Source organism: Kitasatospora sp. NPDC057965 (genome assembly GCF_042887135.1).
Classification (GTDB): Bacteria; Actinomycetota; Actinomycetes; order Streptomycetales; family Streptomycetaceae; genus Kitasatospora.
Map to the genome: position 1 here is coordinate 175816 of NZ_JBHVPZ010000011.1, position 26914 is coordinate 202729.

General features: G+C 74.2%; 31 protein-coding genes. 10 read left to right on the forward strand and 21 right to left on the reverse strand.

Going from position 1 to position 26914, the window contains the following annotated elements:
• Positions 1-10 precede the first annotated feature (10 nt).
• Positions 11-445: a DUF5997 family protein gene (locus ACFVVU_RS16690; RefSeq protein WP_380683232.1), complete on the forward strand. Its 435-nt coding sequence runs from the start codon at positions 11-13 to the stop codon at positions 443-445.
• A gap of 249 nt (positions 446-694) precedes the next feature.
• Entirely contained in the window at positions 695-1381 is a 687-nt protein-coding gene (locus ACFVVU_RS16695) for a transglycosylase family protein (protein WP_380689850.1), read from the forward strand.
• A 43-nt stretch (positions 1382-1424) separates the two neighbouring features.
• Here ACFVVU_RS16695 and ACFVVU_RS16700 read toward each other — a convergent pair whose 3' ends face one another.
• Entirely contained in the window at positions 1425-1841 is a 417-nt protein-coding gene (locus tag ACFVVU_RS16700; protein ID WP_380689848.1) for a cupin domain-containing protein, read from the reverse strand.
• 300 nt (positions 1842-2141) lie between these two features.
• On the opposite strand from ACFVVU_RS16700, the gene ACFVVU_RS16705 reads away from it, so the two are divergent.
• On the forward strand, positions 2142-2453 hold the full coding sequence (locus tag ACFVVU_RS16705; RefSeq protein ID WP_387790540.1) for a hypothetical protein: 312 nt from the start codon (positions 2142-2144) through the stop codon (positions 2451-2453).
• Positions 2423-3229, forward strand: coding sequence for a GNAT family N-acetyltransferase (locus ACFVVU_RS16710; RefSeq protein ID WP_387790541.1), 807 nt, complete (start codon positions 2423-2425; stop codon positions 3227-3229). The genes ACFVVU_RS16705 and ACFVVU_RS16710 overlap by 31 nt, the downstream gene beginning before the upstream one ends.
• A gap of 62 nt (positions 3230-3291) precedes the next feature.
• Here ACFVVU_RS16710 and ACFVVU_RS16715 read toward each other — a convergent pair whose 3' ends face one another.
• From ACFVVU_RS16715 to ACFVVU_RS16730, 4 genes are all read right to left on the reverse strand, one after another.
• A complete protein-coding gene (locus ACFVVU_RS16715; RefSeq protein ID WP_387790543.1) occupies positions 3292-4605 on the reverse strand; it encodes a M64 family metallopeptidase in 1314 nt (437 codons plus the stop codon).
• A gap of 89 nt (positions 4606-4694) precedes the next feature.
• Positions 4695-6596, reverse strand: coding sequence for an amino acid transporter (locus tag ACFVVU_RS16720; protein WP_380689462.1), 1902 nt, complete (start codon positions 6594-6596; stop codon positions 4695-4697).
• Between the two features lie 338 nt (positions 6597-6934).
• A complete protein-coding gene (locus ACFVVU_RS16725; protein ID WP_387790544.1) occupies positions 6935-9184 on the reverse strand; it encodes a heavy metal translocating P-type ATPase in 2250 nt (749 codons plus the stop codon).
• 122 nt (positions 9185-9306) lie between these two features.
• The gene (locus tag ACFVVU_RS16730; RefSeq protein WP_387790546.1) at positions 9307-9591 is read right to left on the reverse strand and encodes a heavy-metal-associated domain-containing protein; all 285 of its coding nucleotides are present in this window, start codon (positions 9589-9591) and stop codon (positions 9307-9309) included.
• A 148-nt stretch (positions 9592-9739) separates the two neighbouring features.
• On the opposite strand from ACFVVU_RS16730, the gene ACFVVU_RS16735 reads away from it, so the two are divergent.
• Positions 9740-10066 (forward strand): metal-sensitive transcriptional regulator, encoded by a 327-nt coding sequence (locus tag ACFVVU_RS16735; protein ID WP_380689793.1) that lies wholly within the window; start codon positions 9740-9742, stop codon positions 10064-10066.
• A gap of 85 nt (positions 10067-10151) precedes the next feature.
• Positions 10152-11153 (forward strand): hypothetical protein, encoded by a 1002-nt coding sequence (locus ACFVVU_RS16740; RefSeq protein WP_387790547.1) that lies wholly within the window; start codon positions 10152-10154, stop codon positions 11151-11153.
• A 131-nt stretch (positions 11154-11284) separates the two neighbouring features.
• Here ACFVVU_RS16740 and ACFVVU_RS16745 read toward each other — a convergent pair whose 3' ends face one another.
• Positions 11285-12079, reverse strand: a complete 795-nt coding sequence (locus tag ACFVVU_RS16745) for a metal-dependent hydrolase (RefSeq protein WP_380690208.1) — start codon at positions 12077-12079, stop codon at positions 11285-11287.
• A 320-nt stretch (positions 12080-12399) separates the two neighbouring features.
• Between ACFVVU_RS16745 and ACFVVU_RS16750 the strand changes: the two genes are divergently transcribed.
• Complete coding sequence (locus tag ACFVVU_RS16750) at positions 12400-13005, forward strand: disulfide bond formation protein DsbA (protein ID WP_380690206.1); 606 nt, start codon at positions 12400-12402, stop codon at positions 13003-13005.
• Here the strand turns inward: ACFVVU_RS16750 and ACFVVU_RS16755 are convergent.
• Complete coding sequence (locus ACFVVU_RS16755) at positions 12998-14308, reverse strand: DUF418 domain-containing protein (protein WP_387790549.1); 1311 nt, start codon at positions 14306-14308, stop codon at positions 12998-13000. The genes ACFVVU_RS16750 and ACFVVU_RS16755 overlap by 8 nt on opposite strands.
• 97 nt (positions 14309-14405) lie before the next feature.
• Between ACFVVU_RS16755 and ACFVVU_RS16760 the strand changes: the two genes are divergently transcribed.
• Positions 14406-15029 (forward strand): GNAT family N-acetyltransferase, encoded by a 624-nt coding sequence (locus ACFVVU_RS16760; protein ID WP_387790551.1) that lies wholly within the window; start codon positions 14406-14408, stop codon positions 15027-15029.
• A gap of 92 nt (positions 15030-15121) precedes the next feature.
• On the opposite strand, the gene ACFVVU_RS16765 is transcribed toward ACFVVU_RS16760, so the two are convergent.
• The 5 genes from ACFVVU_RS16765 to ACFVVU_RS16785 all read right to left on the reverse strand — a co-directional run bounded on the left by ACFVVU_RS16765 (position 15122) and on the right by ACFVVU_RS16785 (position 19505).
• Positions 15122-15559: a PPOX class F420-dependent oxidoreductase gene (locus ACFVVU_RS16765; protein ID WP_387790553.1), complete on the reverse strand. Its 438-nt coding sequence runs from the start codon at positions 15557-15559 to the stop codon at positions 15122-15124.
• The gene (locus ACFVVU_RS16770; RefSeq protein WP_387790555.1) at positions 15556-16518 is read right to left on the reverse strand and encodes an NAD(P)-dependent oxidoreductase; all 963 of its coding nucleotides are present in this window, start codon (positions 16516-16518) and stop codon (positions 15556-15558) included. Before ACFVVU_RS16770 ends, ACFVVU_RS16765 begins: the two co-directional genes overlap by 4 nt.
• Before the next feature lie 62 nt (positions 16519-16580).
• A complete protein-coding gene (locus ACFVVU_RS16775; protein ID WP_380681400.1) occupies positions 16581-17225 on the reverse strand; it encodes a response regulator in 645 nt (214 codons plus the stop codon).
• The gene (locus ACFVVU_RS16780; RefSeq protein WP_387790557.1) at positions 17177-18535 is read right to left on the reverse strand and encodes a sensor histidine kinase; all 1359 of its coding nucleotides are present in this window, start codon (positions 18533-18535) and stop codon (positions 17177-17179) included. The genes ACFVVU_RS16775 and ACFVVU_RS16780 overlap by 49 nt, the downstream gene beginning before the upstream one ends.
• A 1-nt stretch (position 18536) precedes the next feature.
• On the reverse strand, positions 18537-19505 hold the full coding sequence (locus ACFVVU_RS16785; protein WP_387790558.1) for a CPBP family intramembrane glutamic endopeptidase: 969 nt from the start codon (positions 19503-19505) through the stop codon (positions 18537-18539).
• Between the two features lie 287 nt (positions 19506-19792).
• On the opposite strand from ACFVVU_RS16785, the gene ACFVVU_RS16790 reads away from it, so the two are divergent.
• The gene (locus ACFVVU_RS16790; protein ID WP_387790560.1) at positions 19793-19927 is read left to right on the forward strand and encodes a hypothetical protein; all 135 of its coding nucleotides are present in this window, start codon (positions 19793-19795) and stop codon (positions 19925-19927) included.
• Between the two features lie 25 nt (positions 19928-19952).
• Here the strand turns inward: ACFVVU_RS16790 and ACFVVU_RS16795 are convergent, their stop codons facing one another.
• A complete protein-coding gene (locus ACFVVU_RS16795) occupies positions 19953-20255 on the reverse strand; it encodes a DUF1905 domain-containing protein (protein WP_380681356.1) in 303 nt (100 codons plus the stop codon).
• Between the two features lie 102 nt (positions 20256-20357).
• Positions 20358-20876, reverse strand: a complete 519-nt coding sequence (locus ACFVVU_RS16800) for a GNAT family N-acetyltransferase (RefSeq protein WP_380681358.1) — start codon at positions 20874-20876, stop codon at positions 20358-20360.
• 92 nt (positions 20877-20968) lie between these two features.
• Here ACFVVU_RS16800 and ACFVVU_RS16805 point away from each other — a divergent pair, with 92 nt between their 5' ends.
• A complete protein-coding gene (locus ACFVVU_RS16805) occupies positions 20969-21151 on the forward strand; it encodes a hypothetical protein (RefSeq protein WP_380681360.1) in 183 nt (60 codons plus the stop codon).
• A gap of 47 nt (positions 21152-21198) precedes the next feature.
• On the opposite strand, the gene ACFVVU_RS16810 is transcribed toward ACFVVU_RS16805, so the two are convergent.
• The 7 genes from ACFVVU_RS16810 to ACFVVU_RS16840 all read right to left on the reverse strand — a co-directional run bounded on the left by ACFVVU_RS16810 (position 21199) and on the right by ACFVVU_RS16840 (position 26776).
• Entirely contained in the window at positions 21199-21771 is a 573-nt protein-coding gene (locus ACFVVU_RS16810) for a dihydrofolate reductase family protein (RefSeq protein ID WP_355375474.1), read from the reverse strand.
• Between the two features lie 64 nt (positions 21772-21835).
• A complete protein-coding gene (locus ACFVVU_RS16815) occupies positions 21836-22573 on the reverse strand; it encodes an SRPBCC domain-containing protein (RefSeq protein WP_387790562.1) in 738 nt (245 codons plus the stop codon).
• Entirely contained in the window at positions 22570-23223 is a 654-nt protein-coding gene (locus ACFVVU_RS16820; protein WP_387790563.1) for an ArsR/SmtB family transcription factor, read from the reverse strand. The genes ACFVVU_RS16815 and ACFVVU_RS16820 overlap by 4 nt, the downstream gene beginning before the upstream one ends.
• Positions 23224-23298: 75 nt before the next feature.
• On the reverse strand, positions 23299-23751 hold the full coding sequence (locus ACFVVU_RS16825; RefSeq protein WP_387790566.1) for a MarR family transcriptional regulator: 453 nt from the start codon (positions 23749-23751) through the stop codon (positions 23299-23301).
• Entirely contained in the window at positions 23748-24230 is a 483-nt protein-coding gene (locus ACFVVU_RS16830) for a MarR family winged helix-turn-helix transcriptional regulator (protein WP_380681368.1), read from the reverse strand. Before ACFVVU_RS16830 ends, ACFVVU_RS16825 begins: the two co-directional genes overlap by 4 nt.
• 110 nt (positions 24231-24340) lie before the next feature.
• A complete protein-coding gene (locus ACFVVU_RS16835) occupies positions 24341-24553 on the reverse strand; it encodes a cold-shock protein (protein ID WP_380681370.1) in 213 nt (70 codons plus the stop codon).
• A gap of 84 nt (positions 24554-24637) precedes the next feature.
• On the reverse strand, positions 24638-26776 hold the full coding sequence (locus ACFVVU_RS16840) for a hypothetical protein (protein ID WP_387790568.1): 2139 nt from the start codon (positions 26774-26776) through the stop codon (positions 24638-24640).
• Between the last annotated feature and the right edge of the window lie 138 nt (positions 26777-26914).

Below are 26914 nucleotides of genomic sequence, written 5' to 3' on the forward strand. Positions count from 1 at the left end.
CCTGGTCACCATGACATCGCTCAAGCAGAAGACCACGCAGACCATGAAGCCGGCGACGGCGGCGAAGAAGCTCGGGGTCTACCTCGGCGCCACCCCCGCCGACTTCCAGTCGGGCGTGATCTCCCGCGAGGAGCTCACCGCCCTGCAGTCCGAGCCGCCGCAGTGGCTGCAGGACCTGCGCCGCAACGGCCCGCACCCGCGGTCCGTGGTGGCGTCGCGACTCGGCGTCTCGGCGTCCGGCCTGGCGCGCGGCGGCATCACCGAGGCGCTCACCACCGCGCAGATCGAGGAGCTGCGGGACGAGAACCCGGAGTGGCTCCAGCGTGAGCGCACGATCCAGGCGGAGGTCCGCAGGGAGTCCGTCCGGGTCAAGGAGAAGCACGAGAAGGAGGAGAAGCAGCGAAAGCAGGCGGCCGCTGCGGCCGAGCGCCAGCAGGCCCGCTGACCTGCGGCTTCACCGTCTTTTCGAATACGCTCCACCCCGGCCCCCCGGCGTTCGCGCCGGGGGGCCGTCGTCTGCCGGCACGGCGGGCACGGCGGGCTTCGACCGGGGGGCCGGTCGGGTGGTGGCGCGCGGCCGCCCGGGTGACCCGGCCGACGTGTCGGCGACGGATCGGTGCCCCCGGTGTGCGTCGGTGGGAACGCGCCGCTCCCGAGCGGCACACGCCCCTGTCCCCGGACCTGAGAGCCGCGCATGCCCCCCACCGCGCACCTGCGCCGACTGCTTCCGACCGCCGCCTGCACCCTGGCCGCAGCCGTCCTCGCCGCCCCCGCGGCGCACGCCGCGCCACCGGGTCAAGGAGGTGGGGCGGGCACCGAACGGGGGGCCGTGATCGACTGGGACCGGGTGGCCGCCTGTGAGAGCGGCGGCAACTGGAGGATCAACACCGGAAACGGCTACTTCGGCGGCCTCCAGTTCGACCAGCCGACGTGGCGGGAGAACGGCGGCCTCGCCTTCGCGCCGCGTCCCGACCTCGCCAGCCGCGAGCAGCAGATCGCCGTCGCCGACCGGCTCGCCGAACGGCGCGGCCTCAAGCCGTGGCCGGTCTGCGGCACCCGCGCCGGCCGCACCAGCGAACGGCCGCCGGTCGGCAGCCGGCCGGCCCACAAGCCACCGGCGCACCAGGAGCCGGCCCGCCAGGCCCCGGTCCGCCAGGCGCCGGCCGACGAGGAGGAGACCACGACCGGGACCCCCGCCGCGCCTCCCCCGGCCGACGGGTCGGACACCTGGACGGTGCGCGACGGGGACACCCTCGACAGCATCGCCGCCCAGCTCGGGATCGAGGGCGGCTGGCCCGAGCTGTACGAGCACAACCGCGCCGTGCTCGGCGAGGACCCGGACCTCATCCAGCCGGGGCAGGAACTCGTCCTGCCACTCTGAGCCGCACCGCCTGCCCGGCCCGCCCCGGGCCCGCGGCCACCCGTCAGTCCACCGTGGGCTGCCAGGGGCCGGGCTCGGGGCGGGCCTCCGTGGTGGAGCCGTCCGGCCAGGGCGGCACGGTCACCGCGACGATCCGTAGCGGGCCGGGGCTGTCCTCGTCGGCCCGGAACTGGAAGACCGTCCCCAGCGGCACCGAGACCGCCGTCCCCGCCCGCAGCACGTCCACGCTCTCCCGGCCGGACTGCCGCCGCCAGATCCGCCCGCTGCCGCCGATGACGTACCAGAGCTCCCGCACCGTGCGATGGGACACCGCCCTCGTCACCGCGCCGGGAGCGAGTTCGAAGACCGCCTGACTGCCGAGGCCCTCCAGCACCAGCAGCGGCCGGACGACGGCGCCGTCCGGGGCACGGACGACCGGGGCGTCCTCGGTCTCGACGATGCGGAACGGCTGCTCACCCATGTGCGCCCGGCCCCTCTCGGCTCCGGCGGGCCCCCAACCCGCCCCTCCGGCGATGGGACCACACCCCCGCCCGTCCCGCCAGAGCGCCGTCGGAGCGTGCCCGTGTCCACGGCCGCCGACGGACCGGGCCGGCGCCCCGACCCCCGTCCGGGGCGCCGGCCACCATCACCTTCCCGCCGCGCCCTCCCCCACGGCTTGTCGTTTCCTGCGCGATCCGCACCCGCCCGCACCAGCCGCCGTCGGCAGTCCACCGCCGGTTCCCGGGTCGACGGCGCCGGGCTGATACCACCGTGGACGGAGTTGCGGCCGGCGCCGGTGTTCGGGCTGGTGATGGTGCGGCGCGGGATGTTCCGGGGGCGTGCCGACGGGGTCGACCAGGTGCTGGACGCGGCCTGCGTGTACGCCGAACGCGTGGGCGGTGAGCAGCAGTTCCTGCATCCGTGCGGCGGCGACCGGTACACCGAGCCGGTGCTCGCCGAGCCGCAGGTGGCCGAGCTGCTGGGCGGCGGCCGAGCGACCGAGCGACCGACCCTACGGGCCCGGCCGACCCGGTGGCGGGGCGGCGGGCGTAGGCTCGGCGGATGCCCCAGCACTCCCTCGCCGCCCCGCTGACCAGCCTGCACGACCGCGCGGCGCTCGCCGACCGGTTCGGCCGCGACCCGGAGCTGCACCTCTTCGAACTCGGCGATCTGGACGAGCCGTTCTGGTCGCACACCGCCTGGTACACCGCGTCGGCGGACGGCCCGGTGGCGCTGCTGTACGCCGTCGGGGAGGTGCCCACCCTGCTCGGCCTGGCCCGGCCCGAACGCGCCGGCGAGCTGGCCAGGCTGCTCCGGGCGATGCGGCCGGTGCTGCCCCGGCGTCTGCTCGCCCACCTCACCACCGGCGGGGTGAACGCCCTCGCCCCGGACTACCGGACCGAGCACCGGACGGCGATGCTGCGGATGGCGCTCACCGACCGCGCCGCCCTCGCGCCCCACCTCGGACGCGGGGCCGGGCTGCTCGGCGCGGCGGACCTGCCCGACCTGCTCGCCCTGTTCGCCGCCGGGTACCCGGACAACTGGTTCGACGAGCGGATGCTGACCACCGGCCCGTACGTCGGCATCCGGGACGACACGGGCCGGCTGGTCGCCACGGCCGGGGTGCACGTGTCCTCCCCGGAACGGCGGGTGGCGGTGATCGGCAATGTCACCACCCACCCGGAGGCCCGCGGCCGGGGCCTCGCCGCCGCCTGCACGGCCCGCCTCTGCGAGCTCCTCGCGGAGGGCGGCGCCGCCCACATCGGCCTCAACGTCCGCACCGACCACCCCACCGCCCTCCCCCTCTACCGCCGTCTCGGCTTCACCGCCGTCACCGGCTACGACGAGGCCGTGCTCACAGCGACCTGACGCCCCGCTCCCGCCCCCGCGCAGGAAGTCGGACCCGCCGACTTCCTGCGCCGACGGCCGGGTCAGCGGGTGACGGGCCAGCTGAGGGTGGCGGTGAGGCGGGGGCGCAGAGCGGGGTCGAGGACGGCCGAGGTGGTGTCGGTGGCGGTGGCGGTGAGGGTGTGCACGCGGCCGGGCGGGCCGGGGAGCGGGAGGGTGCGCAGGTTGACGTCGGTGCGGCCGCGCAGTTGCGGGAGCTCGCGCCCGTCCACCGACCAGGAGAGGGCGGTGCCGGCGACCGGGAGGTCGATGCTGAGGCGGTCGGCGCGGGTGAGCGGGGTGCCGGCCGGGGTGGGGCTGGTGAGCGGGACGGCGTGCCGGTAGAACCCGGCGATCATCGCCTCCCGCCCGGGCAGGTTGAACTGCCGGCCCAGCGAACGCATGATCGAGTTCTCGGTGGGCCGGTACAGCCCCTTGGGGAAGTAGCTGGCGCCCTCGTAGGCGCCGACCACTCCCCCGTCGGGCGAGGTCCGGCCGAGCCAGCGGTACCACTTGAGGTGGTCACGGGCCAGCCGGTCGGCGGTGTACATGCTGATGTTGGACACCTCCGGCTCGCCCTCCTCCGCCGGGTAGACGTCGTCACCGTCGTAGTAGTACTCGTCGGCGAGCTTGCCGACCGAGTGGCCGGTCTCGTGGATGGCGACCTGGCCGGCCCTCGGGTTGCCGCCCGCGACCGTGGCGATGCCGTCGTAGCCGAGCGGGGAGGCGACGTTGTAGCCGGCGCCGCCGTACTTGGCGGTGTTGGCGACGACGAGCACGAGGTCGGCCTCCGGCGCCTTGACGGCGTACTTCTCGACCGCGCCGGTGTCGACGCAGAGCAGGCGCTCGATGTCCTGGCACCAGAAGTAGGAGCCCAGCGCGGTGTGGCGGACGGTGGCCCGGTCCGGGTCGCCGGTGATGCCGGACTCGGCGGAGACGGTGGCGACGGCCCAGACGTTGAACAGGCCGCGGTAGGAGGCGTAGGGCTCGACAGAGCTCAGGTCCTGCCACTTGGCGGCGGCGTCGGCGCGGAACCTGTCCTGCTCGGCGGCGGTGTAGCCGTCGCCGATGACCACGACGTCGACCTTGCCCGCCGGTTCGCCGTTGCGCAGGATCGTGGTGACCTCGCCGTCCCCGGCGGCGGGCGCGAGTCCGGGCCGGCCGGCGGCCAGGTACGGGGAGGCCGCGGGCACGGTGGCCCGGCCGATCGAGCCGTCCTCGCCGAACACCTCGACGCCGTACCGGGCGCCGCCCGACGGCGGGGATACGGCGGCGGAGGCGACGGCGGGGGCGCTGCCGAGGGCGGCGAGGGCGAGGGCACCGGTGAGGGCGATCGAGCCGATCCTGCGATGGCGCACGGGCGTTGCTCCTCTGCGGGTGGGGCCGGTGGAGCCGCAATGTTAGGCAGCTGACGACCCGTCGGCACAAGCCCCAGGTCTCTGGGGGCTCAGCCGACGTGCACGCGCGGCCGGCGGGCCGGGTCCGGCTCCGCCTCGCGCAGGACCTCGCGGGTGACCGGCGCGACCTCGCCCTGGCCGAACAGGAAGAAGCGCAGGAACTGGGCGAACGGATTGCCCTCGGTCCACTCGAAGTAGATGTGCGGCTGCTGGCCGGTGCGGTCGCGCACGGCGAGCAGCAGCGCGGCGAGGGCGTTGGGCACGCTGGAGCTCTCCAGGCTGAGCAGCCGGTAGCGGTCGTGCAGCACCTCGCCGTGCACGGTGAGCACCGCCTCGAACTCGGACGGGTCGCGGACCGTCACCTCGACGAAGACCAGGTCGTCCTCGGCGGGGATGTCGTTGTGGGCGCGGATCTGCTGCTTCTTCCGCTGGTACTCGGCGAGGCCGCGGCCCTTCGGCTCGTTGGCGATCAGCCGCAGCGGACGGTGGGTGTAGTCGTGCACGAAGCGCTCGGCGGCCTCGTCGAAGACGATGTCGGTGACCCGGAGTTCGAAGGCGCGCTTGAGACGGGAGAGGAAGGAGAGCAGCATGATGGCCGCGATGAAGCAGGCGCCGATCTTCACGCCGTCCGGGCGCTCGGCGATGTTGAGGGCCGTGGTGTAGAGGAAGACGGCCGCGATGATCGCGAAGCCGATGGTCCAGCCGTGCTGACGGGCGGCGCGGGCCGCGATGGTGACGGCGATGGCGGCGGAGCTGATCAGCACCAGCACGCCGGTGGCGTAGGCGCCGCCCTGGGCGTCCACGCTGGCGTCGAAGATCCAGGTGACCAGGAAGGCGATCAGGGTGAGCACGATGACCATCGGCCGCACCGCCTTCGCCCAGTGCGGGGCCATGCCGTAGCGGGGCAGGTAGCGCGGCAGCAGGTTGAGCAGGCCGGCCATCGCGGAGGCGCCGGCGAACCAGAGGATGGCGATGGTGGAGAGGTCGTAGACACTGCCGAAGGTGTTGCCGAGGTACTCGTGGGCCAGGTAGGCCAGTGCCCTGCCGTTGGCCGGGCCGCCCGGCTCGAAGGCCGCCTTGGGGATCAGCAGGGTGGTGATGAAGCTGGTGGTGATCAGGAAGACGCTCATGATCAGGGCCGCGGTGGTGAGCAGCTTGCGGGCGCCGCGGATCCGGCCGACGGGGCGTTCCTCGGTGTCGTCCGGGTCGCCCTCGATGTGCGGCATGACGGCGACGCCGGTCTCGAATCCGGACAGGCCGAGCGCCAGCTTGGGGAAGACGACCAGCGCGACGCCGATCATCGCGATGACGTTGCCGTGCTCGGCGGTGAGCGCGTCCGCCCAGTCGCCGACCACGTGCGGGGACTTGAGGACGTGGTAGAAGCCGGTGATGACGACCACCACGTTGAGCGAGAGGTAGATCGCGACCAGCACGACCGCCAGCCCGATCGCCTCGCTGAAGCCCTTGAGGAAGACGCCTCCGAGCAGGGCGACGAGCACCAGGGTGATCAGGACCTGCCGGCCGGCCAGGGCGCTGTTCAGGTGCGGGTTCTCGACCAGGTGGGCGGTGGCGTCGGCGGCGGACAGGGTGATGGTGATCATGAAGTCGGTGGCGGCGAAGCCGAGCAGGGCGAGGACGAAGAGCTTGCCCTTCCAGAACGAGAGCAGGCGTTCCAGCATCGCGATCGAGCCCTGGCCGTGCGGGCTCTCCACGGCCACCCGGCGGTAGACGGGGAGGGCGCCGCAGAGGGTGACGACGACGAGCACGACGGTGGCCACCGGAGAGAGCAGGCCGGCCGCGAGGGCGGCGATGCCGGGCTGGTAGCCGAGGGTGGAGAAGTAGTCGAGGCCGGTCAGACACATCACCCGCCACCAGGGGCGGCCCTGTTCGGCGGGGGCCTGGGCGTGCGGACCGGGGTGCTGCTTGGCCCGGTCGGAGAGGCCCTCCAGCAGCCAGGCACGGAACCGCTGTTCGCGCGGGGTGCCGCCGGCGACCGAGCCGGGGACCGGCGTCCTGCGGCGCGCGCGGTGGAAGCCGCCCGCGCCGTCCGTACCCGAGGAAGCCACCCTGCACCCCTTGTCCACGGCCCCGAATGCCGTCCGGCCGACGGCGCGGCGGCAGGGCGACAGGCTATGCGACGGGGTCGCCGACCTGCGGGAACGCCTCGGCGGTGTCCCCTCATCGGGCCAGCGCCGTCCGGACGTGCGGGAGCCCCCGGAACCGGCTGGTTCCGGGGGCTCCCCGGTCGGCGGGCCAGAGACCGGCGGGACCGGGCTCGGCGGCCGGGCGGTCAGCGGAAGGTGCGCAGCCGCAGGCTGTTGCCGACCACGAAGACCGAGGAGAAGGCCATCGCCGCTCCGGCGATCATCGGGTTGAGCAGGCCGGCGGCCGCCAGCGGCAGGGCGGCGACGTTGTAGCCGAAGGCCCAGAACAGGTTGCTCTTGATGGTGCCGAGGGTCCTGCGGGAGAGCCGGATGGCGTCGGCGGCCGAGCGCAGGTCGCCGCGGACCAGGGTGAGGTCGGCGGCCTCGATGGCGGCGTCGGTTCCGGTGCCCATGGCGAGGCCGAGGTCGGCCTGGGCGAGCGCGGCGGCGTCGTTGACGCCGTCGCCGACCATCGCGACGACCTTGCCCTCGCCCTGCAGCCGCTGGACCGCCGCGACCTTGTCCTGCGGCAGCACCTCGGCGATCACGTCCTCGGCCGGGATGCCGACCTCGGCGGCGACCGCCTCGGCAACCAGCCGGTTGTCACCGGTGAGCAGCACCGGCCGCAGGCCGAGGGCCCGCAGTTCGGCGATGGCCTCGGCGCTGGTGGGCTTGACCGCGTCGGCGACCTCCAGGACGGCCCGGGCCGCACCGTCCCAGCCGACCGCGACGGCGGTGCGGCCGGCGGCCTCGGCGGCGCGCTTGGCCCCGGCGAGCGCGGCGGGCAGCGGCAGGCCGTGCTCGGCGAGCAGGGCCTCCCGGCCGGCGACCACCGCGTGGCCGTCCACCACGCCCTGGACGCCCAGGCCGGGGACGTTCTCGAAGCCCTCGACGGCGGGCAGGGTGCCGAGCTTCTCGGCGGCCGCGCCGGCGACGGCGGCGGCGATCGGGTGCTCGGAGGCGTGCTCCAGGGCGCCGGCCAGGCGCAGTGCCTGCTCCTCGGTGACGCCCTCGGCGGTCCGTACGGCGAGCAGGGTCATCCGGCCGGTGGTGACGGTGCCGGTCTTGTCCAGGACGACGGTGTCGACCCGGCGGGTGTTCTCCAGCACCTCGGGGCCCTTGATCAGGATGCCGAGTTGGGCGCCGCGGCCGGTGCCGACGAGCAGGGCGGTCGGGGTGGCCAGGCCGAGGGCGCACGGGCAGGCGATGATCAGCACCGCGACGGCGGCGGTGAAGGCGGCGGTCCAGCCCTCGCCGGTGCCGAGCCAGTAGCCGAGGGTGGCCAGGGCCAGGGTGATGACGACCGGCACGAAGACGGCGGAGATCCGGTCGGCGAGCCGCTGGGCGGCGGCCTTGCCGCTCTGAGCGTCCTCGACGAGCCTGGCCATCCGGGCGAGCTGGGTGTCGGCGCCCACCCGGGCGGCCCGGACGACCAGCCGGCCGCCGGCGTTGACGGTGGCGCCGGTGACGGTGTCGCCGACGCCGACCTCGACGGGCACGGACTCGCCGGTGAGCATCGAGGCGTCGACGGCCGAGGCGCCCTCGACGACCACGCCGTCGGTGGCGATCTTCTCCCCGGGGCGGACCACGAACAGCTCGCCGACGGTCAGTTCGGTGACCGGGACGCGGACCTCGGCCCCGCCGCGCAGCACGGTGACGTCCTTCGCGCCGAGCTCCAGCAGCGCCTTGAGCGCGGCGCCCGCGGTGCGCTTGGAACGGGCCTCGAAGTAGCGGCCGGCCAGGATGAAGGCGGTGACGCCGGCGGCGGCCTCCAGGTAGATGTTGGACGAGCCGTCGGAGCGGGCGATGGTGAACTCGAAGCCGTGCCGCATGCCGGGCATCCCGGCGTGGCCGAAGAACAGCGCCCACAGCGACCAGAGGAACGCGGCGCCGGTGCCGAGCGAGACCAGGGTGTCCATGGTGGCGGCGCCGTGCCGGGCGTTGGTCCAGGCGGCCTTGTGGAAGGGCCAGGCGGCGTAGGTGACGACGGGGGCGGCGAGGGTGAGCGAGAGCCACTGCCAGTTGTCGAACTGGAGGGCCGGGACCATCGCCATCGCGATGACCGGGACGGCCAGGGCGAGCGCGGTGATCAGCCGCCGGCGCAGCGGGGCGAGTTCGTCGGCGGGCTCGGCACCGCCGTCCGGGCCGGCGGGCTCGGCGGTGGCGGGGCGGGGCACGGCGGCGGTGTAGCCGGTGGCCTCGACGGTGGCGATCAGATCGGCGACCTCGACGGCGCCGGTGACACTCACCTTGGCCTTCTCGGTGGCGTAGTTGACGGTGGCGGTGACACCGTCCATGCGGTTGAGCTTCTTCTCGATCCGGGCGGCGCACGAGGCGCAGGTCATGCCGCCGATCTGGAGTTCCACCTCGGTGGAGGCGGGTGCCTGGGTGGTCATCTGGGCTCCTCGTGGGTCGTCGGTGAGGCGGTGCGGCGGGTCGGGATTCCGGGGCCCGATACCCCCAGGGGGTTCGGGCGGGCGTTGCGGCGGGGGCGTCGGACCCCGGGCCCGCCGGGCGGTCAGGCCCGGCCGGCGAGCTCGTAGCCGGCGTCGTCGACGGCGGCGCGCAGGGCCGCCTCGTCCAGCTCCGCCTCGGCGGAGACGGTGACCAGGCCGGCCGGGACGTCGACGCGCACGGCGGTGACGCCGGGGAGGGCGGAGACCGCCTCGCCGACGGCCTGCTCGCAGTGGCCGCAGGTCATTCCGGCGACGGCGTAGACGGTGGTGACGGTGGTGACGGCGGCGGGGTCGACGGTGACGGTCGCGCCGGTGGAGCAGGTGCCGTCGCTGGAGCAGCAGGACATGGGTTCCTCCGTGAGGTCGGCAGCATCGTGGTGATACCCAGTGGGGGTATCCCCTTGCGGTGGTTCCTTTATACCCCTGGGGGGTATGCCATGCAACCTCTCGACCGCCTCGGACCGTCCTTGACTCCATACCCCCCAGGGGTATCTAATCGAGGGCGTCGGAGGACCAGCTCGACGATCCGGGGAGATTCCCATGAACGGCTACCACCACGAGAAGGACCAGGTGCAGCGCAGACTGCGCCGGGTCGAGGGCCAGATCCGCGGACTGCAGCGGATGGTCGACTCGGACAGCTACTGCATCGAGGTGCTCACCCAGGTCTCGGCCGTCACCAAGGCGCTCCAGTCGGTGGCGCTCCAACTGCTCGACGACCACCTCGGCCACTGCGTGCAGGACGCCATCGCCAAGGGCGGCGCCGAGGCCGACGCCAAGGTCGCCGAGGCCTCGCAGGCGATCGCCCGCCTGATGCGGGCCTGAGGCCCACCCGCCGAGCCCGCCCCGTCCAGCCTCTGTCCGCCCGCCCCCACACCCGCGCCCGCGCCCGCGCCGCCAGGAGTCCGCCATGAACACCGCACTGAAGATCGCCGCCTTCGCCACCGGGGTGACCACCGCCTTCGGCGCCGCGTACGGCGTCGGCCACCTGACCGGCGACGGGAAGCCCGCCCCGCGCCCCGCCACCGCCGCGCACGCCGGGCACGCCCCGGCCCCCGTCGCGAGCACGGGTGCGGCAGCCGCCGAACAGCTCCCCGGCGGCCTCCAGGTCTCCGAACGCGGCTACACCCTCGCCCTGGAGAACCCCTTCGTCACCGCCGGCGCCCCGACCGAGCTGAGGTTCCGCATCCTCGGCGCCGACGGCCGCCCGGTCACCGACTACCGCCCGGCCCACGAGAAGGAACTGCATCTGATCGTCGCCCCGCGCGACCTCGCCACCTTCCAGCACCTGCACCCCGTCCGCGCCGCCGACGGCACCTGGAGCGCGCCCGTCGCCCTGCCGGCCGCCGGGGAGTACCGGGTGTTCGCCGACTTCACCCCGGCCGACGCCGCCGAGGGCCTGACCCTGGGCGCCGACCTGCACGCCGCCGGCGAGCTGCGCCCGGCCCCGCTGCCGGCGACCGGCCGGACCGTCACCGTCGACGGCTACACCGTCACCCTGGACGGCGAGCTCGCCCCGGGCCGGGCCGGGCAGCTGACGCTGAACGTCGGCCGGGACGGCCGGCCCGTCACCGACCTCCAGCCCTACCTCGGCGCGGCCGGCCACCTGGTCGCGCTGCGCGCCGGGGACCTCGCCTATCTGCACGTCCACCCCGACGGCCACCTGCCCGAGGGCGCCGCGACGGCCGGCGGTCCGGCGATCACCTTCACCACCACGGCGCCCAGCGGCGGCGAGTACCGGCTCTTCCTGGACTTCCAGCACCAGGGCACCGTGCACACCGCCGCGTTCACCCTCCCGGTGGGCGGCACCCCGGCACCCGCCGCCACCGGGGCGGGTGCCGCAGGGGCGCCCGCCGCAGAGGCGCCCGGCACCGCGCCGGCCGGTCACGACGGCGCGGGCCACCAGCACTGACCCCGCGCCCGGCACGCGAACGGGCCCCGCACCGGAGGAGATCCCGCCCGGTGCGGGGCCCGTTCGCACGGCGTCACCGCACGCTGTCACCGCCCGCTGTCACCGCACGGCGTCACCGCGCGGCGGCCCGCTCAGCCGAAGTAGCCGAGCGCCCCCACCGCGCACAGTCCGCCGGCGCCCATGAACACCGGCATCAGCACCTTCAGCTCCACCCAGCTGCCGGCCCGGAAGCGCATGCCCTTCGGCGGCCCCAGCGGGTACCAGCGCTTGCGCCCGATCGGGATCGGCCAGAGCACCGGGCAGCCCGAGACGGTCAGCGCGTCGCCCAGGCAGTGCACCAGCGCGCCGAGGGTGATCGGCAGGCCGATCCACAGGTACTCCTGCCCCGGCTGGTCGAACAGCCAGAGCGCACCGTTGCCCGGCTCGTCCAGCACGCCGGTGATCACCCAGGTGCCGGCCGCGCCGAGCAGCCAGACCAGCACGTCGCTGGAGCCCCGGGCCTGACGCCAGAGCAGACCGTCGATCGCCAGCACCATGTGCACGAAGAGCACCACCAGCACGCCCCAGCGTCCGCCGTACACGGTGACGGCCGAGGCGCCGGCGCCGCAGAGCACCGCCCAGAGCCAGGTGTGGGTCAGGGTGCGGTGGCCGCCGGAGCGGCGCGGGTCGTGCCTGCTGCGGGTCGCCCTGTAGACGGCGTAGGAGAGGTTGTCGATCACCTCGCAGAGGACGCGCGACACCGGGCCGAACGCCCGGGATATGGTCGCCGCCTTGTGGTCGAGGTCCGGCGCCAGCGCGGCGCCCGCGCAGATCAGCGCCCCCGTCAGCAGCACCGGCCAGGGCATCGGCTCACCCATGGCCTCCGCGATCGCCCCCACGCCCAGCCACGCCGCCGCGCCGGACAACGAATGCGCCGGTCCCATCATCTTCTCGGCTCCCGCCCTCGTCCCTCACCGCCCATCGCGAGGGCTTCGCGAGGGCCTGACGGGGCGGCAGCATAGTCGCCCATGATCGAAAACATTGGAAGCCGTGAATTCACTCGAATGGCGGAAGAGATTCATGGGCGAGAGGGAGGCCGCCCACCAGGGGCGCTGACGGAACGTCACCGATCGGGGTGGTTTTGCCGCCCGGGCGCGTCGCGGGCGCCCCCGGCGCGCGCCGGACGGGCCGGTCCGGCAAGTGGCCCAGGAATTCCGCACCGAACCGGCCCTTCCCGGCGGTCCGCCGAGCCCCTACGCTCGGCCGGGTGACCAACACCGTGGACTTCTACTTCGATCCCGTCTGCCCCTTCGCCTGGATCACCTCCCGCTGGATCCTGGAGGTCGAGAAGCACCGGGACCTCGACCTCACCTTCCGGGTGATGAGCCTGTCCGTGCTCAACGAGGGCCGCGAGGACCTGCCCGAGCGCTACCGGCGACTGCTCTCCACCGGCTGGGGCCCGGTCCGGGTCTGCGTCGCCGCCGCCGAGCAGCACGGCGTCGAGGTGCTGCGCGACCTCTACACCGCGCTCGGCACCCGGCTGCACGTCCAGGACCGGGAGGCCGACGACAAGCTCGTCCGGGAGGCGCTGGCCGAGACCGGCCTCCCGGAGGAGCTGGCGGAGGCCGCGCACACCACTGACTGGGACGAGGCGCTGCGCCGCAGCCACCACGCCGGCATGGACCCGGTCGGCGAGGAGGTCGGCACCCCGACCATCCACGTCGACGGCACCGCGTTCTTCGGGCCGGTGCTCAACGCGATACCGCGCGGCGAGGAGGCCGTCCGGGTCTTCGACGGCGTGCGGCTGCTGGCCGGGAACCCGGCGTTCTTCGAGCTCAAGCGGACCCGGACGGGCTCGCTGGACTTCAGCTGAGCGGTTCGCGGGGGCCGGGCGGCGCCGTCCGCCCGGCCCCCGCCGCCGCAGCACCCACGGCACCGTCCGCCGCGCCGCGCCAGCGCGGCCGGGACAGCGTGGTGAGCGCGCGCAGCAGCCACTCCACCGGCCCGTACGGGTGCCGGGCCAGCCACCAGCGGCAGCACACCGCCTGCACCGCGAACAGCGCGACGCCGATCAGTGCCACCCCCGCCGGCGCCACCCGCCCGACCAGCCCGGCCCCCACCCCGGTGAACACGAGCACGCAGACCAGCGACTGCGTCAGGTAGTTGGTCAGCGTCATCCGCCCGGGCGGCGCCAGCACCGCCACCAGCCGCCGGCCGTGCCGCCCCCGGGCGAGCCGCAGCACGGTGGCCGCGTACGCGGCGGCCAGCATCGGCGCGGTGATCACGTCCACCCCGAGCGCGAACACCTGCGCGGAGACGCCGGGGTGGGCGAGCGCCGACCAGGTGTAGACGCCCGCGCCGAGCAGCCCCAGCGGGAAGCCCACCGCCTGCAGCCGGCGCAGCGTCCGCTCGTGCCGGGCGAGGTCGCCCAGCGCCCGGTGCCGGCCGGCCGCCAGCCCGAGCAGGAAGGCCGCGAGGGCCGCCGGGGCCTGGAAGAACACCAGCAGGAACACCACGCTCGGCAGCTGGTCGAGGTGCGCCCCGACCACCGACCCGAAGCCGCCGCGCAGGGCCTCGGTGGCCCGCTGCGCATCGGCCGCGACGGCCGCCGGGTCCCCGCCGTCGGCGCCGCGCAGGGCCAGTGCGAGCAGCAGGTAGGCGGTGGAGGTCACCGTGAACAGCACGACGGCCGTGCGCACCGCGGTGCGCGGCCGGATCCGGTGCAGCGCGAGCAGGATCAGCCCGAGCACCGCGTAGGTGGTGAGGATGTCGCCGGGGAAGAGCAGCACGGCGTGCAGCACCCCGAGCACGAACAGGCCGGCCAGGCGGCGCAGGAAGCGCGGGGTGAAGCGGGCGCCGCGGCGTTCGGCGGAGTCGAGCTGCAGGGTGAAGCTGTAGCCGAAGAGGAACGAGAACAGCAGGAAGAACTTGGCCTCGAACAGCAGCGCCACCACGGCCCGCACGCCGGTGTCGAGTGCCGAACCGAGGCCCGGCTCGTCGACGCCGGTGCCGTGGTAGGCGGAGGCGAGGTAGGTGATGTTGACGGTCAGGATGCCGAACAGCGCGAAGCCGCGCAGCGCGTCGACGTCGGCGAGCCGCGCCGGTCCGGCCCTCCCCCGGTCCGGGTCGGCGGTGGTGGTGCTGGTCGTGGTCGTCGCGGGTCGGGTCCGATCCATGGAATCCCCTCCAAAAGCTATCGCCATGGAAACTCTCGTTTCGAGCATGAACGTTATATGCTCGATCACGCAAGTTCGGGCGAGAGGGGCGCACACCATGGGAACCACGGACGGGAACGGCGGTCCGACGCTGCTGCGCGCGATACCGGCCGGAGCGGAGGCGCGGGTCGCCGCGCTGTACTGGGAGGCCTTCGGCCGCAAACTCGGCCCGGCGCTCGGCCCGCCCGGGGCGGGGCAGGCGTTCATCGCCGAGCACCTCCACCACGACCGCGGCATCATGGCCGAGCACGGCGGGGAGGTGGTCGGTGTGGCGGGCTACCAGCTCGGCGGCCGCGGCCTGACCGGCGGCGACGTCGGGGACGTGCTCTCCGCCTACGGCGCGTTCCGGGGCCTGCCCCGGCTGGCCGTGCTCGCCCTCTTCGGCCGCGGCCCCGAGCCGGGCGAGCTGGTGATGGACGGCATCGCGGTGGACGCCGGGCGGCGCGGCCTGGGCATCGGCGGACGGCTGCTCGCCGAGGTCGCGGCGGTCGCCGCCGAGCACGGCTGCCACCGCGTCCGCCTCGACGTCATCGACGTCAATCCGCGGGCCCGCGCGCTCTACGAGCGGCGCGGTTTCACGGCCGTCCGCACCACGCGGACGCCGTACCTGCGCCCGCTCCTGGGCTTCGGGGCCGTCACCACCATGCACCGACCGGTCTCCCCGGCCGACGCCCGCGGCTGACCGGCGCCCCCGGTGGACGGGGACGGCGGACGGCGGGCGCCGCCGGGGTGCGGGTGTTGTTTCGCCCCCGGGGGGGGCGTCCTTGGGGGGTGTCAGCCGAGCCGGGCGCCGTAGACGTGGTCGACGGCGAGGACCATCAGGACGCGCCGCTCGGCGACCATGGCGGCGCGGTACTCGTCCCAGTCCGGGTGCTCGCCGGCGGCGCGCCGGTAGTAGTCGACCAACGCCTCCACCTCCGGCCCCGCCGGGTCGGTGGACGGGCCGAGCAGGGTGACCGCGCCCTCGGCGGTGGCCCAGGCGCGGCCGTCGGCACGGGTCACCTCCAGAGCGGCACGCGGGTCGCGGCGCAGATTGGTCACCTTGGCGCGGCCCTCCGCCATCGAGACGTAGAGCCGCTCGGCGTCCCGGTCGTAGTACGGCATCACGGGCGAGAGCTGGGGCCGCCCGTCGGACTTGATCGTGGCCAGCACGCCGAGGCGGCTCTCGGCGAGCAGGGTGCGGGGGTCGAAGTCGGTCGTCATGGCGGTCATTCTCCGTCGCCCGGTCCCGCGGAGGGCGCAGGACCGCGGAACTGCTCGACCAGCGCGGCGTAGCTCTCGCCGCCCCGCCCGGCGGCCAGCGCACGACCCGCCAGCTCCCGGATGAACGCCGGGAGTTCGGTGCTCACGCCGAGGGCCGCGCTCTCCTCGGCGAGGTGGTCCATCGCGGCGATGTGGGTGTCCAGGGCGGCGTCCTCGGCCGGGTAGGCGCCGGCGTCGATCTGCTCGGCGTACCCGGCCAGCCAGCCGGCCACCGTGACGGTCGAGCGGGCGGCGAGCGGGGCGAAGGCCTTGGCGTCCACGCCCGCCGCGCCCAGCAGCGCGGCGCCGTGCAGGAAGCCGTTCAGGACGCTCCACATCAGGGCGAGCACGGCGGAGTCGTGCAGCGCGGGCAGGCCGTGGTCCTCGCCCAGGTGGGTGGTGCCGTCCGGGGCGAGGCGGCGCAGCGCGGGCGCGTACCGCTCGAAGTCGGCATGGGCGCCGCCGTAGAGCACCACGGCCTCGGGCGTGCCGACGGCCGGCGGCACGGCCAGGATCACGCCGTCCAGGTACCCGCCGCCCGTGGCGGCCACCCGTTCGGCGTTCGCCCGGGCCGACGCGGCGGTGCCGGAGGTCAGGTCGACCAGGACGCGGCCGGCCAGCAGGCCCGGGCCGGCGGCGTCGAGGCGGTCGAGCAGGTCGCGGACGGCGGCGTGGTCGGAGACGCAGACCACCACCAGCTCGGCGGCGGCCACCGCCTCCTCGGGCGAGGCGGCGGGGCGGGCTCCCCCGTCGGCGAGTTCGGCGGCCTTGCCGGGCGTGCGGTTCCACACCGCGGTGGGGTGCCCCGCGCGCAGGAAGGCCGCGGCCAGGGCCCGCCCCATCAGGCCGAGGCCGAGCACGGCCACGGGGACGGCGGCGGGGACTGCGGCGGTGACGTTCTTCGTCGGTCCGTTCTGATCATCGGTCATGGCGTCATCCTCAACCTTCACATCGATGTGAGGTCAAGCGTCGTGGGCGAACTGACGGGCCGTCATCGCTTGAGGTAGGCGAGGACGGCGAGGACGCGGCGGTTGTCGTCGGCGGAGGCCTCGATGCGGAGCTTGGCGAAGATGCTCGCGGTGTGCTTGGCGACGGCGCTCTCCCCGATGTGCAGGGTGTGCATGATCGCGGCGTTGGAACGGCCCTCGGCCATCAGCCGCAGCACCTCGTGCTCGCGCGGGGTGAGCTCGGCGGTGTTGCCCCGGGCGTCGCTGCGGGCCAGCAGCTTGGCGATGACCTGCGGGTCCATCACCGTGCCGCCGCCCGCGACGGTCCGCACCGCGTCCACGAACTGGGCGGTGTGGGTGACCCGGTCCTTCAGCAGGTAGCCGATCGCGCCCTGGCCGCCGGCCAGCAACTCCTGCGCGTAGAGCTGGTCGACGTACTGGGAGAGGATCAGCACCGGCAGCCCGGGCCGCGTCCGGCGCGCCTCCAGGGTGGCGCGCAGCCCCTCGTCGGTGAAGCTCGGCGGCAGCCGGATGTCGACCACGGCGACGTCCGGCTCCTGCTCGCGCAGCGCGCGCAGCAGGGCCGGCCCGTTGTCGACGGCGGCGACCACCTCGCAGCCGTGCTCCTGGAGCGTGCGGATCAAGCCGTCCCGGAGGAGGAAGAGGTCTTCGGCGAGGACGACGCGCAGGGGTTCTCGCAGCGGATCTCGCACGGTATCTCCAGGGTCACGGTGGTCGGGCCGCCCGGCGGGCTGTGCAGGGCGAGGGTGCCGTCGACGGTACTCAGCCTGCGCACCACGCCGCGCAGGCCGGTGCCCCGGTCGAGCCGGGCACCGCCGTGGCCGTCGTCCTCGACGACCGCGCGCAGGGTGCCGTCCGCGTGCGTCAGGCGGACCGTCACCTCGCGGCCGCCGGAGTGCTTGGCCGCGTTGGCGAGCAGTTCGGCGACGGCGAAGTAGCCGGCGGTCTCGACCGGTACCGGGAGGCGCCCCGGCAGCTCGGCCGAGACGTGCACGTCGAGGAAGCTGTCCAGGGCGAGGGAGCGGACGGCGTCGCCGAGGCCGCGGTCGGTGAGGATCGGCGGGTGGATGCCGTGGACCAGGTCGCGGAGGTCCTGCAGGGCCCGCGCCGAGCCGGCCCGCACCTCCGTCAGGAGTGCCCGGGCGCCGCCCGGGTCGGTGTCCAGCAGCCGGGTCGCCTCGTCCAGCGCCATGCCGACGGCGACCAGCCGGGCCTGGGCGCCGTCGTGCAGGTCCCGCTCGATGCGCCGCAGTTCGTCCGCCCGCTCGTCCAGCGCCTCGGCACGGGTGTCGGTCAAGTGCTCGATCCGCCGCTCCAGCTCGGTGCTGTACGGCGCGGAGAGCGCCCGGGAGCTCCAGCGGGCGTGCAGTTCCAGCGCGGCGGGCGCCAGCCGCAGGCCCGCCCCGGTGAACAGCAGGCCGAGCACGGCGGCGGCGAGCATCGAGGGGGTGGAGTCGACGAGCACGAAGGCGTACCAGTTGCTGGGGCCGAGCCACGGCCAGACGAAGGGCTGGACGACCGCGCCGAACAGCCCGAACTCGACCAGCCCGAGCGGCACCGCGGCCAGCAGCCCGCCGGTCCAGGGCTCCAGCCACGACCACCTGAGGTCCCGCCAGAAGCCGTCGTCACCGAGGATGCCCACGGCCCGCCGGCCGCGCGGGCCCTCGGCGGGCGGCAGGGGCTCGGGCGGGCTGATCCTGGTGCCCGTCCAGCGCTCCGTCCAGGAGCGGTAGCGGTCGGACAGCCGGCGCAGCGCCGTCGCCGCGCCCGGCAACAGCAGCCGGCCCGCCCCGATCGGGAGCAGCATCAGCGTCACCGTCACCAGCGCGCCGACCGCGCTCACCGCGAGGGAGTACAGCGAGAGCAGCTGGCAGCGGGCCAGCGCGCGCACCTGGGCGCGCGCCGTGGGCACCGCCCCCGCGCCGGCCTCTGCCGCCCCGCCCCGCCCCGCCGCCATGTCCGCCCGTCGCTCCGTCACCTCAGCGCGCCCCGTGCCGCGCCGCCGGGATCCTATCCGGCGCGACCGACGGCGCCTCGCCCCGGTACGGCCTGGTGTCGTCCGCCGGGCCCGCCAACGAACACGCCGTCCCGTCCGCCACGCTGCCCGCCGCGCCGTCCACCGCGCCGCGCCGCCGGGCCCGCAGCACCCACGGCACCGCCGCCACCAGGCACGCGGCGCCGAACAGCACCATGGGCAGCACCGTGCCGTCCTCCTCGTCCATCGTCAGCAGCATCCCCAGGTTCACCAGGGTGTGGAAGCCGCCGGCGAGCAGCAGCCGGTTCGCCCGCACGCCCTCCAGGCCCAGCCCGAGCACGACCGACATCGCCACCGTGGCGAGCAGGAAGCCGCCCGCGTACGCGGGCCGCTGCGCGAACACCTGCACGTGCCAAGCGCCCCAGAGCAGGCCCACCGCCACCGAGGAGGTGACGGGCCCGAAGCGGGTGCGCAGCAGCGGCTGGAGGTAGCAGCGCCAGCCGATCTCCTCGCCACAGGCCCCGACCAGCTGGGCCAGCACGATCAGCGTGAACGGGTGGGCGAGGGAGCGGGGGTCGGTCAGCCGGGCGTCACCGTCCAGCAGGCTGTAGGCCCCGGCGGCCAGCAGGATGATGAGCGGCGCGGTGAGCAGCAGCAGCCGCCCGGAGCGGCCCGGGCCCGCCCACGCGGTGTCGTCCCGGGCAGCCCGCTTGCCGATTCCCGTCCCGGCCAGCCGCCCCCGGATCCGCTCCTGCCACACCAGCGCCGCCACCAGGACCCCGGCGGCCGGGCCGAACTGGGTGAGTTGGACGATCTCGTCCGGGATCCCGGTCGCCGGCTGGAGCGCGCCCAGCGCGCCGGCGGCGGGGAAGGCGACGGCGAGGAACACCGCCGCCTCCGCCTTCCACGGCGCCCGCTGTCCCCGCTCCGCCCGTGCCCGCTCCGCCGGTCCCCGCTCTGTCCGTACCCGCATGTCGTCCGCCTTCCGGTCCGCTCGATCGCGTGGTTCCTTCGGCGTCGACTCTTCCGTTCCGCGGGCCTTCGGCCATTGCGGGTAGCTGCCCAACGGGGGTGCAGCTAGCTGTACCCCCGGCCTGCCCCACCTGGAGAGAACTTGTCGATGCGCGCATCACCCCACTGACCGAACCGGCGGTACGGGTGCACCCGGCGGAGCGGCGCCAAGGCGTCGGCTCGCGGCTGGTGGAGACCACGCCGAGGGACGGCGGGCCGTGGTGGCACCGGCCGAGGACGGAACGCCGGGTGCGCGGCCGTCACCCGCTGCCGGCCGGCCTGGTGACCGACACCGCCGAGGACAACTCTCCGATGCGCAGGGTCAACGACGCTCTGGGCTACCGGCCGACCCACGAGACGTACCAGGACCGGCGGGAGCTGTAGCGGGCCCGTCCGTCCAGGGGGCCGTTCAGAGGTCGATGAGCTCGACGGTGACGGCGGCGACGTCGCCCGGTTCGAGGTCCTCGGCCGTGCGGACGGCGCGTTTGACGGGCAGCACGTAGCAGCCGCGGGTGCTGTCCGGGAAGATCGACGTCTGCCAGGTGCTGCCACCGAGGGTGACCCGCACCCGCAGCGAGCCGAAACCGCGGCGTGGCCCGGCGGCCACGTCGCGGATCTCCTCGGACGCCTCGACGGGCAGGCTGACGAAGGTCCAGCTGTCGGCGCGCCGGGCGTCCCAGATCCAGAGCTCGGCCTCAAAATCGAACACCACGGGTCCAGCATCGCACGCGGCACCGACAACCCGTCCGTTCGCGCGCCCCACCGGGCGCCCATCGCGCCCGTCACGCCCCGTTGCCGCAGATGGCGCCCGCACTCACATCGGCAGGGAGTGCAGCCGCACGGCGCCCTCCGGCCACTGCGCGCCCTCGTGCAACGGGAACCACATCGAGCGCAGCGGCATCACCACCGGGCCGGCGGGCTGCTCGACCTCGACGGGCCCCTCCACCGGGCGCCACCCGAGGCGCGCGTAGAGGCCGGCCACCTCGGGGAGGCAGAACAGGATCGCCACCCGCGGCCCCAGCGTGCGGGCGCGGACCAGCGCGCCGTCCACCACCGCGCGGGCGAGACCCTGCCCGCGCCGCTCGGCGGCGACGGCCACCCCGCCCAGCCCGACGACGTCCATGCGCCGCCCGCCCGCCGACAGCGGCAGGACGACCAGCCCGGCGTGCGCGACGAGCCGCCCCTCCGGTTCCGCGCGGATCCCGACGTGGTGCTCCTTGGACCGCCAGGTGAACCCCAGCCCGGCCACCCCGAACGCGTCCGGGGTGTCACCGAGGATCTCGGCCATGTCGTAACTCACCAGCGGCACGACGATGTTCTGATGATCAGTCATCCCCGCATGCTGCCACCCCGCCGGGCCCACCGGAACGGGGCCGGGGGGCATCCTCGGCCGGAGGTGAGCCGGGAAGTCCGGTCGGCACGTGGATGCCGACTGCCCCGAGGAGCGCCGATGAACGCCGAAGGGAGGCCGCGCTGCTCGGCGACCCCGACTGGCTGGAGGACGCCGTGCGGCAGCTCCCCCTGCCGCACGCGCAGGAGCCGGCCCGGGCGGCGGTGGCCGAGCTGGTGGCGGGCACCCGGGCCGCCCGGGGTATGCGGGAGCCGTGACGCTCCGGGCGGCGGTGCCGGGTGGCGGTCCCGAAGGACGCGCGGCGTCAGCGGACCACGTCGAAGACCTGCTTCTGCAGGCCGTTGGAGTAGACCGCGTGCTCGACCAGCTTCAGCTTCTGGGCGTCCTTGTCCGTGCCGCTGAACAGACGCTTGCCGGCGCCCAGCAGCAGCGGGTAGACGAGCAGGTGGTAGCGGTCGACGAGGCCGGCGTCGGAGAGCGCCCGGTTGAGGGCCGCGCTGCCGTGGACGATGATCGGGCCGCCCTCGGTCTCCTTCAGGGCGGCGACCTCGTCGAGCGAGCGCAGGATGGTGGTCTCGCCCCAGTTCGCCACCAGGTCGTCCTCGGTGAGGGTGGTGGAGACGACGTACTTCGGCAGCTCCTTGTAGCGGGCGAACTCCGCCATGTCCGGCCACACGGGGCTGAAGGCCTGGTAGCTGACCCGGCCGAGCAGCACCGCGGTGGCCTCCTCCTGTTCCCGCCCCTTGATCTCGTACGCCTCGGGGACGAACTCGATGTCCTTGAAGGTCCAGCCGGAGTTGCGGTAGCCGGGTTCACCGCCGGGGCCCTCGACGACGCCGTCGAGGGAGATGAACGCGGTGCTGATCAGGGTGCGCATGGTGGTTCCTCGCTGAGCGGTGGTGAGCGGTGATGAACGGTGGTCGATGGCAAGGGACGGTGGATCAGGCGAGCGCGCCCGTCAGCCACTGCTGCCAGGCGGCCTCGACGCCCTCCGGCCGGGGGCCGAAGAGGTGGTGGAACATCAGGACCAGTCCGGCGCCGTGGTGGAAGGTGTAGAGGCCGTCGGCGGCACGGACGGCGAAGCGCCCGCCGTCCGCCCAGACCACCTCGCCGTCCAGCGTCGGCAGTCCGGCGGGCTCGACGTGCAGTCGCGCGCCGACGGCGGGCGGCTGCGGCAGGGCGAGGGCGCGGGCCAGTGCCGCGCGGAGCTCCTCCGCCGGCCGCCCGGGCACCGGGGCGACCGCGAAGACCGGGGCGCCGATGCGGCCGGGGAAGTGGACGAGGTACTCGCGCAGGGTGTGCAGGTGGAACGGCCAGCCGCTGCGCAGCGCGTCGTACTCGTCCTCCCAGTCGTCGCCGAGCAGGCCGCTGTGCACGACACGGAGCACGGTGGCGCCGCCCTCGCGGCCCTCGATGAGGTACTCGAAGGCAATGAAACGGCCGTTCTCGGCGGTGGCGGTGCGGGTGGCCAGGCGCTTGCCGGGCTCGTAGGCGGTGATCACCGCGTCCTCGCGGTGGCCGCCGATCTCCATGGTGGCGGTGCCGCCCTCGCGCGGGTCCAGTTCGTTGCGGCCCATGAACCAGGAGTCCAGGCCCGGTCCGGTGGCGATCGCCGCCCAGACCTCCTCCGGGCTCGCCGGCAGGACGGTCTCCAGCTCGATCTCGAACGGGTGGGTCATCGTGCGTGCTCCGGTCCTGGTTCGACGGCGGTGGCGGGGTCGCCCGGCGCGGGGGCCGGTGCGGGGTCGGGGGCGGCGGGGATCTGGTGGAGCCCGACGACCACCCGGTGGGTGCGGCCGCCGGTGGCGGACTCGTCGTGGTAGCGGCCGACCAGGACGGCCACCGCCTGGGCGAGGTCGTCGGCGAAGGCGGTGCGGTCGGCCGCGGAGGCGAACCGCACCTGCGCGTCGATGCCGAACGTGGCGACCCGCCGCCGGGCCCGGGCGGCGCCGGTGAGCAGCGTGCCCACCTCCTGCACCAACCGGGAGCCCAGCGCCAGCAGCCACCGGGCGGAGAGCTGGTCGGGCGAGCGGGACGGGTCCGGGCTCACGGCGGCCAGCACGGCGGGCGAGATCACGTAGGAGGCGGCGGTGGCGCGGTACACCCGTTCGGTGACATTGCCCTTGCGCCGTTCCTCGGCGAGTTCGACCAGTCCGTGCCGCTCCAGCTCCTTCAGGTGGTAGTTGACCTTCTGCCGGGGCAGGCCCAGCCGACCGGCCAGCATGGCGGCCGAGCCGGGCTCGGCCAGGGCGGCGAGGATCCGGGACCGGATGGGGTCCAGGGACGCCTCGGCCGCGGCGGGTTCTTCGATCACAGCGACGTCCAGCACGCCTCAAGAGTGCAACCGACAAAAAAATTTGTCAAGGAAAAAACACCCGTCGGTGGCGTGTCGCGCCCATCCCGATCAGCGGCGTGCGGCCAGTTCGGCGTTGGCCCGGTCGGTGGCCAGGGCCAGCACGCGCCCCGCGACGGCGAGGTCCTCGGTCGGGATGCCGGCGTAGAGGCGGGCGGCGATCCCGGCTCCCTCCGCGCCGGTGTCATCGGCCAGCGCCCGGCCGGCGCCCGTGAATCGCAGCCGGGACACCTCCGCCGGGTCCTCCTCCAGCAGCCCGGTGGCCACCATCCCGTCGAGCACGGCGCGCACGGCCGGCTCGGGGGCCTTCAGGAAGCCGACGACCTCGCCGACGAGGGCCTCCCGACCGAGGGAGCCGCCGGCCTGGGCGACGGTCCGGAGCGCGACGTTCTGCTCGAAGGTGAGGCCATGGCGGGCCAGCGCGGCTTCGAGCAGCGCGCGGGACGCGTAGTGGGCCAGGGCGACCACCCGGCCGTTGACGGCGGATGCGGCGGTGCTGGTCATGACTGCTCCTTGTCCTGGACGGTGTGCGGATCGAGGGGTGTGTCCAGCAGGGTCGCCAGCTCGTCCTTGAACTGCCGCGTCCGCGCGCTGTCCTGACCCCCGAGCGGCGCCAGCAGCTGGTCCAGCAGCTGCTGGATCACGGTGATGGCGCGGCGGGTGACGTCGAGCCCCTGCTCGGTGAGGGCCAGCCGCATGGCGCGCGGATCGCGCGGGTCCCGGGTGCGGGCGAGCATGCCGGCCGCCTCCAGGGTTCGAGCGAGCTTCGAGACGTAGAGCGGCTCCAGTCCGGTGTGGTCCGCGAGCTGACGCTGGCTCGGTTGTTCCCCGGAGCGCGCCAGGCCGTGCAGCGACGCCACCAGCGCGTACTGGGCGTGCGTCAGCCCCAGTGGCGCGAGTGCCCGGTCGACCGCCACCCGCCATTTCATCGACAGCCGCCATACCAGGAACCCTGCGGTGGCACGCTCTGCTGCTGAACTCATGACGGATACCGTACATGGCTACTATGTTCATGGCTACTATTCTCGGCGACCCCCGGAAAGCCGGTCGGGGCCCACGCGCGTGCGTGGACCCCGACCCGTTTCCTCCCGGCCTAGCCGGCGACCTGGACCTTGTCGGCCTGCATCCCCTTCTGGCCCTGGACCGCCTCGAACGTCACCTTCTGGCCCTCGACGAGGGACTTGAAGCCGCTCCCCTCGATCGCCCTGAAGTGCACGAACAGGTCGGGACCGGACTCCGGGGTGATGAAGCCGTAGCCCTTCTCGTCGTTGAACCACTTCACGGTGCCGTTCTGGCGCTCGGCCATGTCTTCTCCTTGCACGCGGATCACGCTGACGGCGCCAGTCTCTCACGCAGTGACGCCGGTTCGGCACGAAGCGTGACGACGTACTCAGCTGTCGGCGTGCAGGTTCCCGTGGACCCTCAGGTCGGCCTGGATCGCCACCTTCTCGTCGCCTGTGTGCAGGATCCACCCGGCGGTCTTGCTGCGGACCGACAGGTGGTCGTTGGCGTTGACCTTCCCGTGGAAGGCCGACTCCCCGCCGACCCGGAAGTGCTCGCGGACCGACACCTTCTCCTCGCTGACGTGCAGGATCCACTCGCCGCCGCTGCGGACCGACAGGTTCTCGTTGGCGTTCACCTTGTCCTCGAAGACCGACTCGCCGTGGACGGTGAGGGCGTACCCACCGCTGGTCGTCAGCTTGCCGCCGATCGTCAGGTCGCTCGCGGTGACCGTGCCGCCGACCTCCAGGTTCCGCAGCGGATGCACGTCGCCGTGGACGGTGAGGTCGCCGTCGACCACCAGGTTGCGGCCGGCGCGCACCTCCTCGCCCGCCTCCAGCCGGCCGTGGACGATCAGGCGGGACGGGCCCTGCTGGGTCTCCAGCACGTCACCGACCGTCAGCCCGCCCTGGACGGTCAGCCGCTCCTTCACCAGCGCGCGGGCGGTGACCAGGTCGTCCAGGTCCGCCTTGCCGGCCGCGACGGTCCCCCACTGCCGGCTCCCGGCACCCTGGAACACGTTGACGCCCGCAGGCGGGAACTCGATCCACCCGGCGCTGCCGTCCCGGCCCTGCACCCACGCGGTGTTGACGCCGGTCACGTCGGCCCGGTGGGCGGAGACGGTGCCCGCCTCCTGCTGCGGGCCGTGGAAGACGTTGATGCCGCTCGCCGGGAACTCGATCCCGCCGTCGGCCTCGCCCCGACCCCGCACCTGCCGCGACTTCACCGTGTCCGCGTCCACCGTGCCCAGGTCCCGGTTCGGGCCGTGGAACACCTCGATGCCGGTGTCCGGGAAGTCGATCCAGCCGGCGCTGTCGGTCCGCCCCTGCACCCACTTGGTCTTCACGCTGCTCACGTCGGCCTGGTTCGCGGTGACGTTGCCCGCCTCCTGCTGCGGACCCCGGAAGACGTTGATGCCGCTCGCCGGGAACTCGATCCCGCCGTCGGCCTCGCCCCGACCCCGCACCTGCCGCGACTTCACCGTGTCCGCATCGACCGTGCCCGGATCCCGACCGGGACCGCGGAACACCTCAACGCCCGTCTGCGGGAAGTCGATCCATCCGTCGGCCTCACCCCGGCCCCGCACCAGCACCGTCTTCACGCTCTGGACGTCGGTACTGTCGGCCACGACCCTGCCCGGGACGTGGTTCCCGCCCTGGACCTTCTGGACCTCCACGCCGTCCTCGGTGAAGCGGACGCGTCCCTTCTCCGTCACACCCTCGATCCACGGCGTGCGCGTGCCGCTCCCGAACTCGGGGACCAGGGCGTGCACGGTGGTGGTGAGGAAGTAGCCCGCCTGCGGCCGCCCGGCGTCGGCCGCCGCGGCCACCAGGGTGTAGGTGGTGCCCCGCTTCGGGGCGTCGAGGAACGGGGAGTAGCTGTCCTGCGTCACCGGGCCCTGCCGGGACGCCGGAGCGTGGTGGACCTCGTTCCCCACGGCGTCGAGCACCCAGTAGTCGAGGTTGTTGGGTCCGTCCCACTGCAGAACGAGGGGGGCCGCGGCGTCCGTGTCCAGCAGCGAGGTCTCCGCGCGGAAGTTGCGCGGCGCCTTCGACGTCTGCTTGGTCACTCCCAGGGTCGTGGTGTAGTGGCCCGACCGTTCGGCCACCACGGCGTCCCCGCCGTAGGACCGCTCGTGGATGCTCAGCCTGACCAGGCCCTCCGCGCGGGAGACGGGGATGTTCTCCAGCTTCAGGATCAGGGCCTCGCCGCCGCGCAGGGCCACCCAGTCGTCGTAGGGGTCCTTCGCCCGGAACCGCGAGTCGCTCTCCCGCACGACGGACGGCGCCACCCGCCAGACCCGCCCGCCCGTCTGGCTGATGCTCGCGTTGATCGCGGCGGGATTCTCCGTCAGGTGCTCGGGGTCCTTGCCGGTGGGGATCTCGATCTCGATGTACTGCCAGTTCACCGAAGCCTGGTGACTGTTGGACGCGATCACGTACACCGTCCCGACCGACGGGACCCCGTCGGTGGAGACTTGGAGCGATGTCGGATCCGTGACGATCTCGTAGTGCAGCAGAGCGGGCACGAGAGGACTCCCAACCTCGGCGTTTCACACGATGCGGGCAGGACGCGCGGCGGAGGACCGGTACGGGGGGTGCGGGGAAGCGATGCCGACTGGCCTTCCGACGGTACGCGTGGTCCGGCGGCCCACGAACCGCGACGC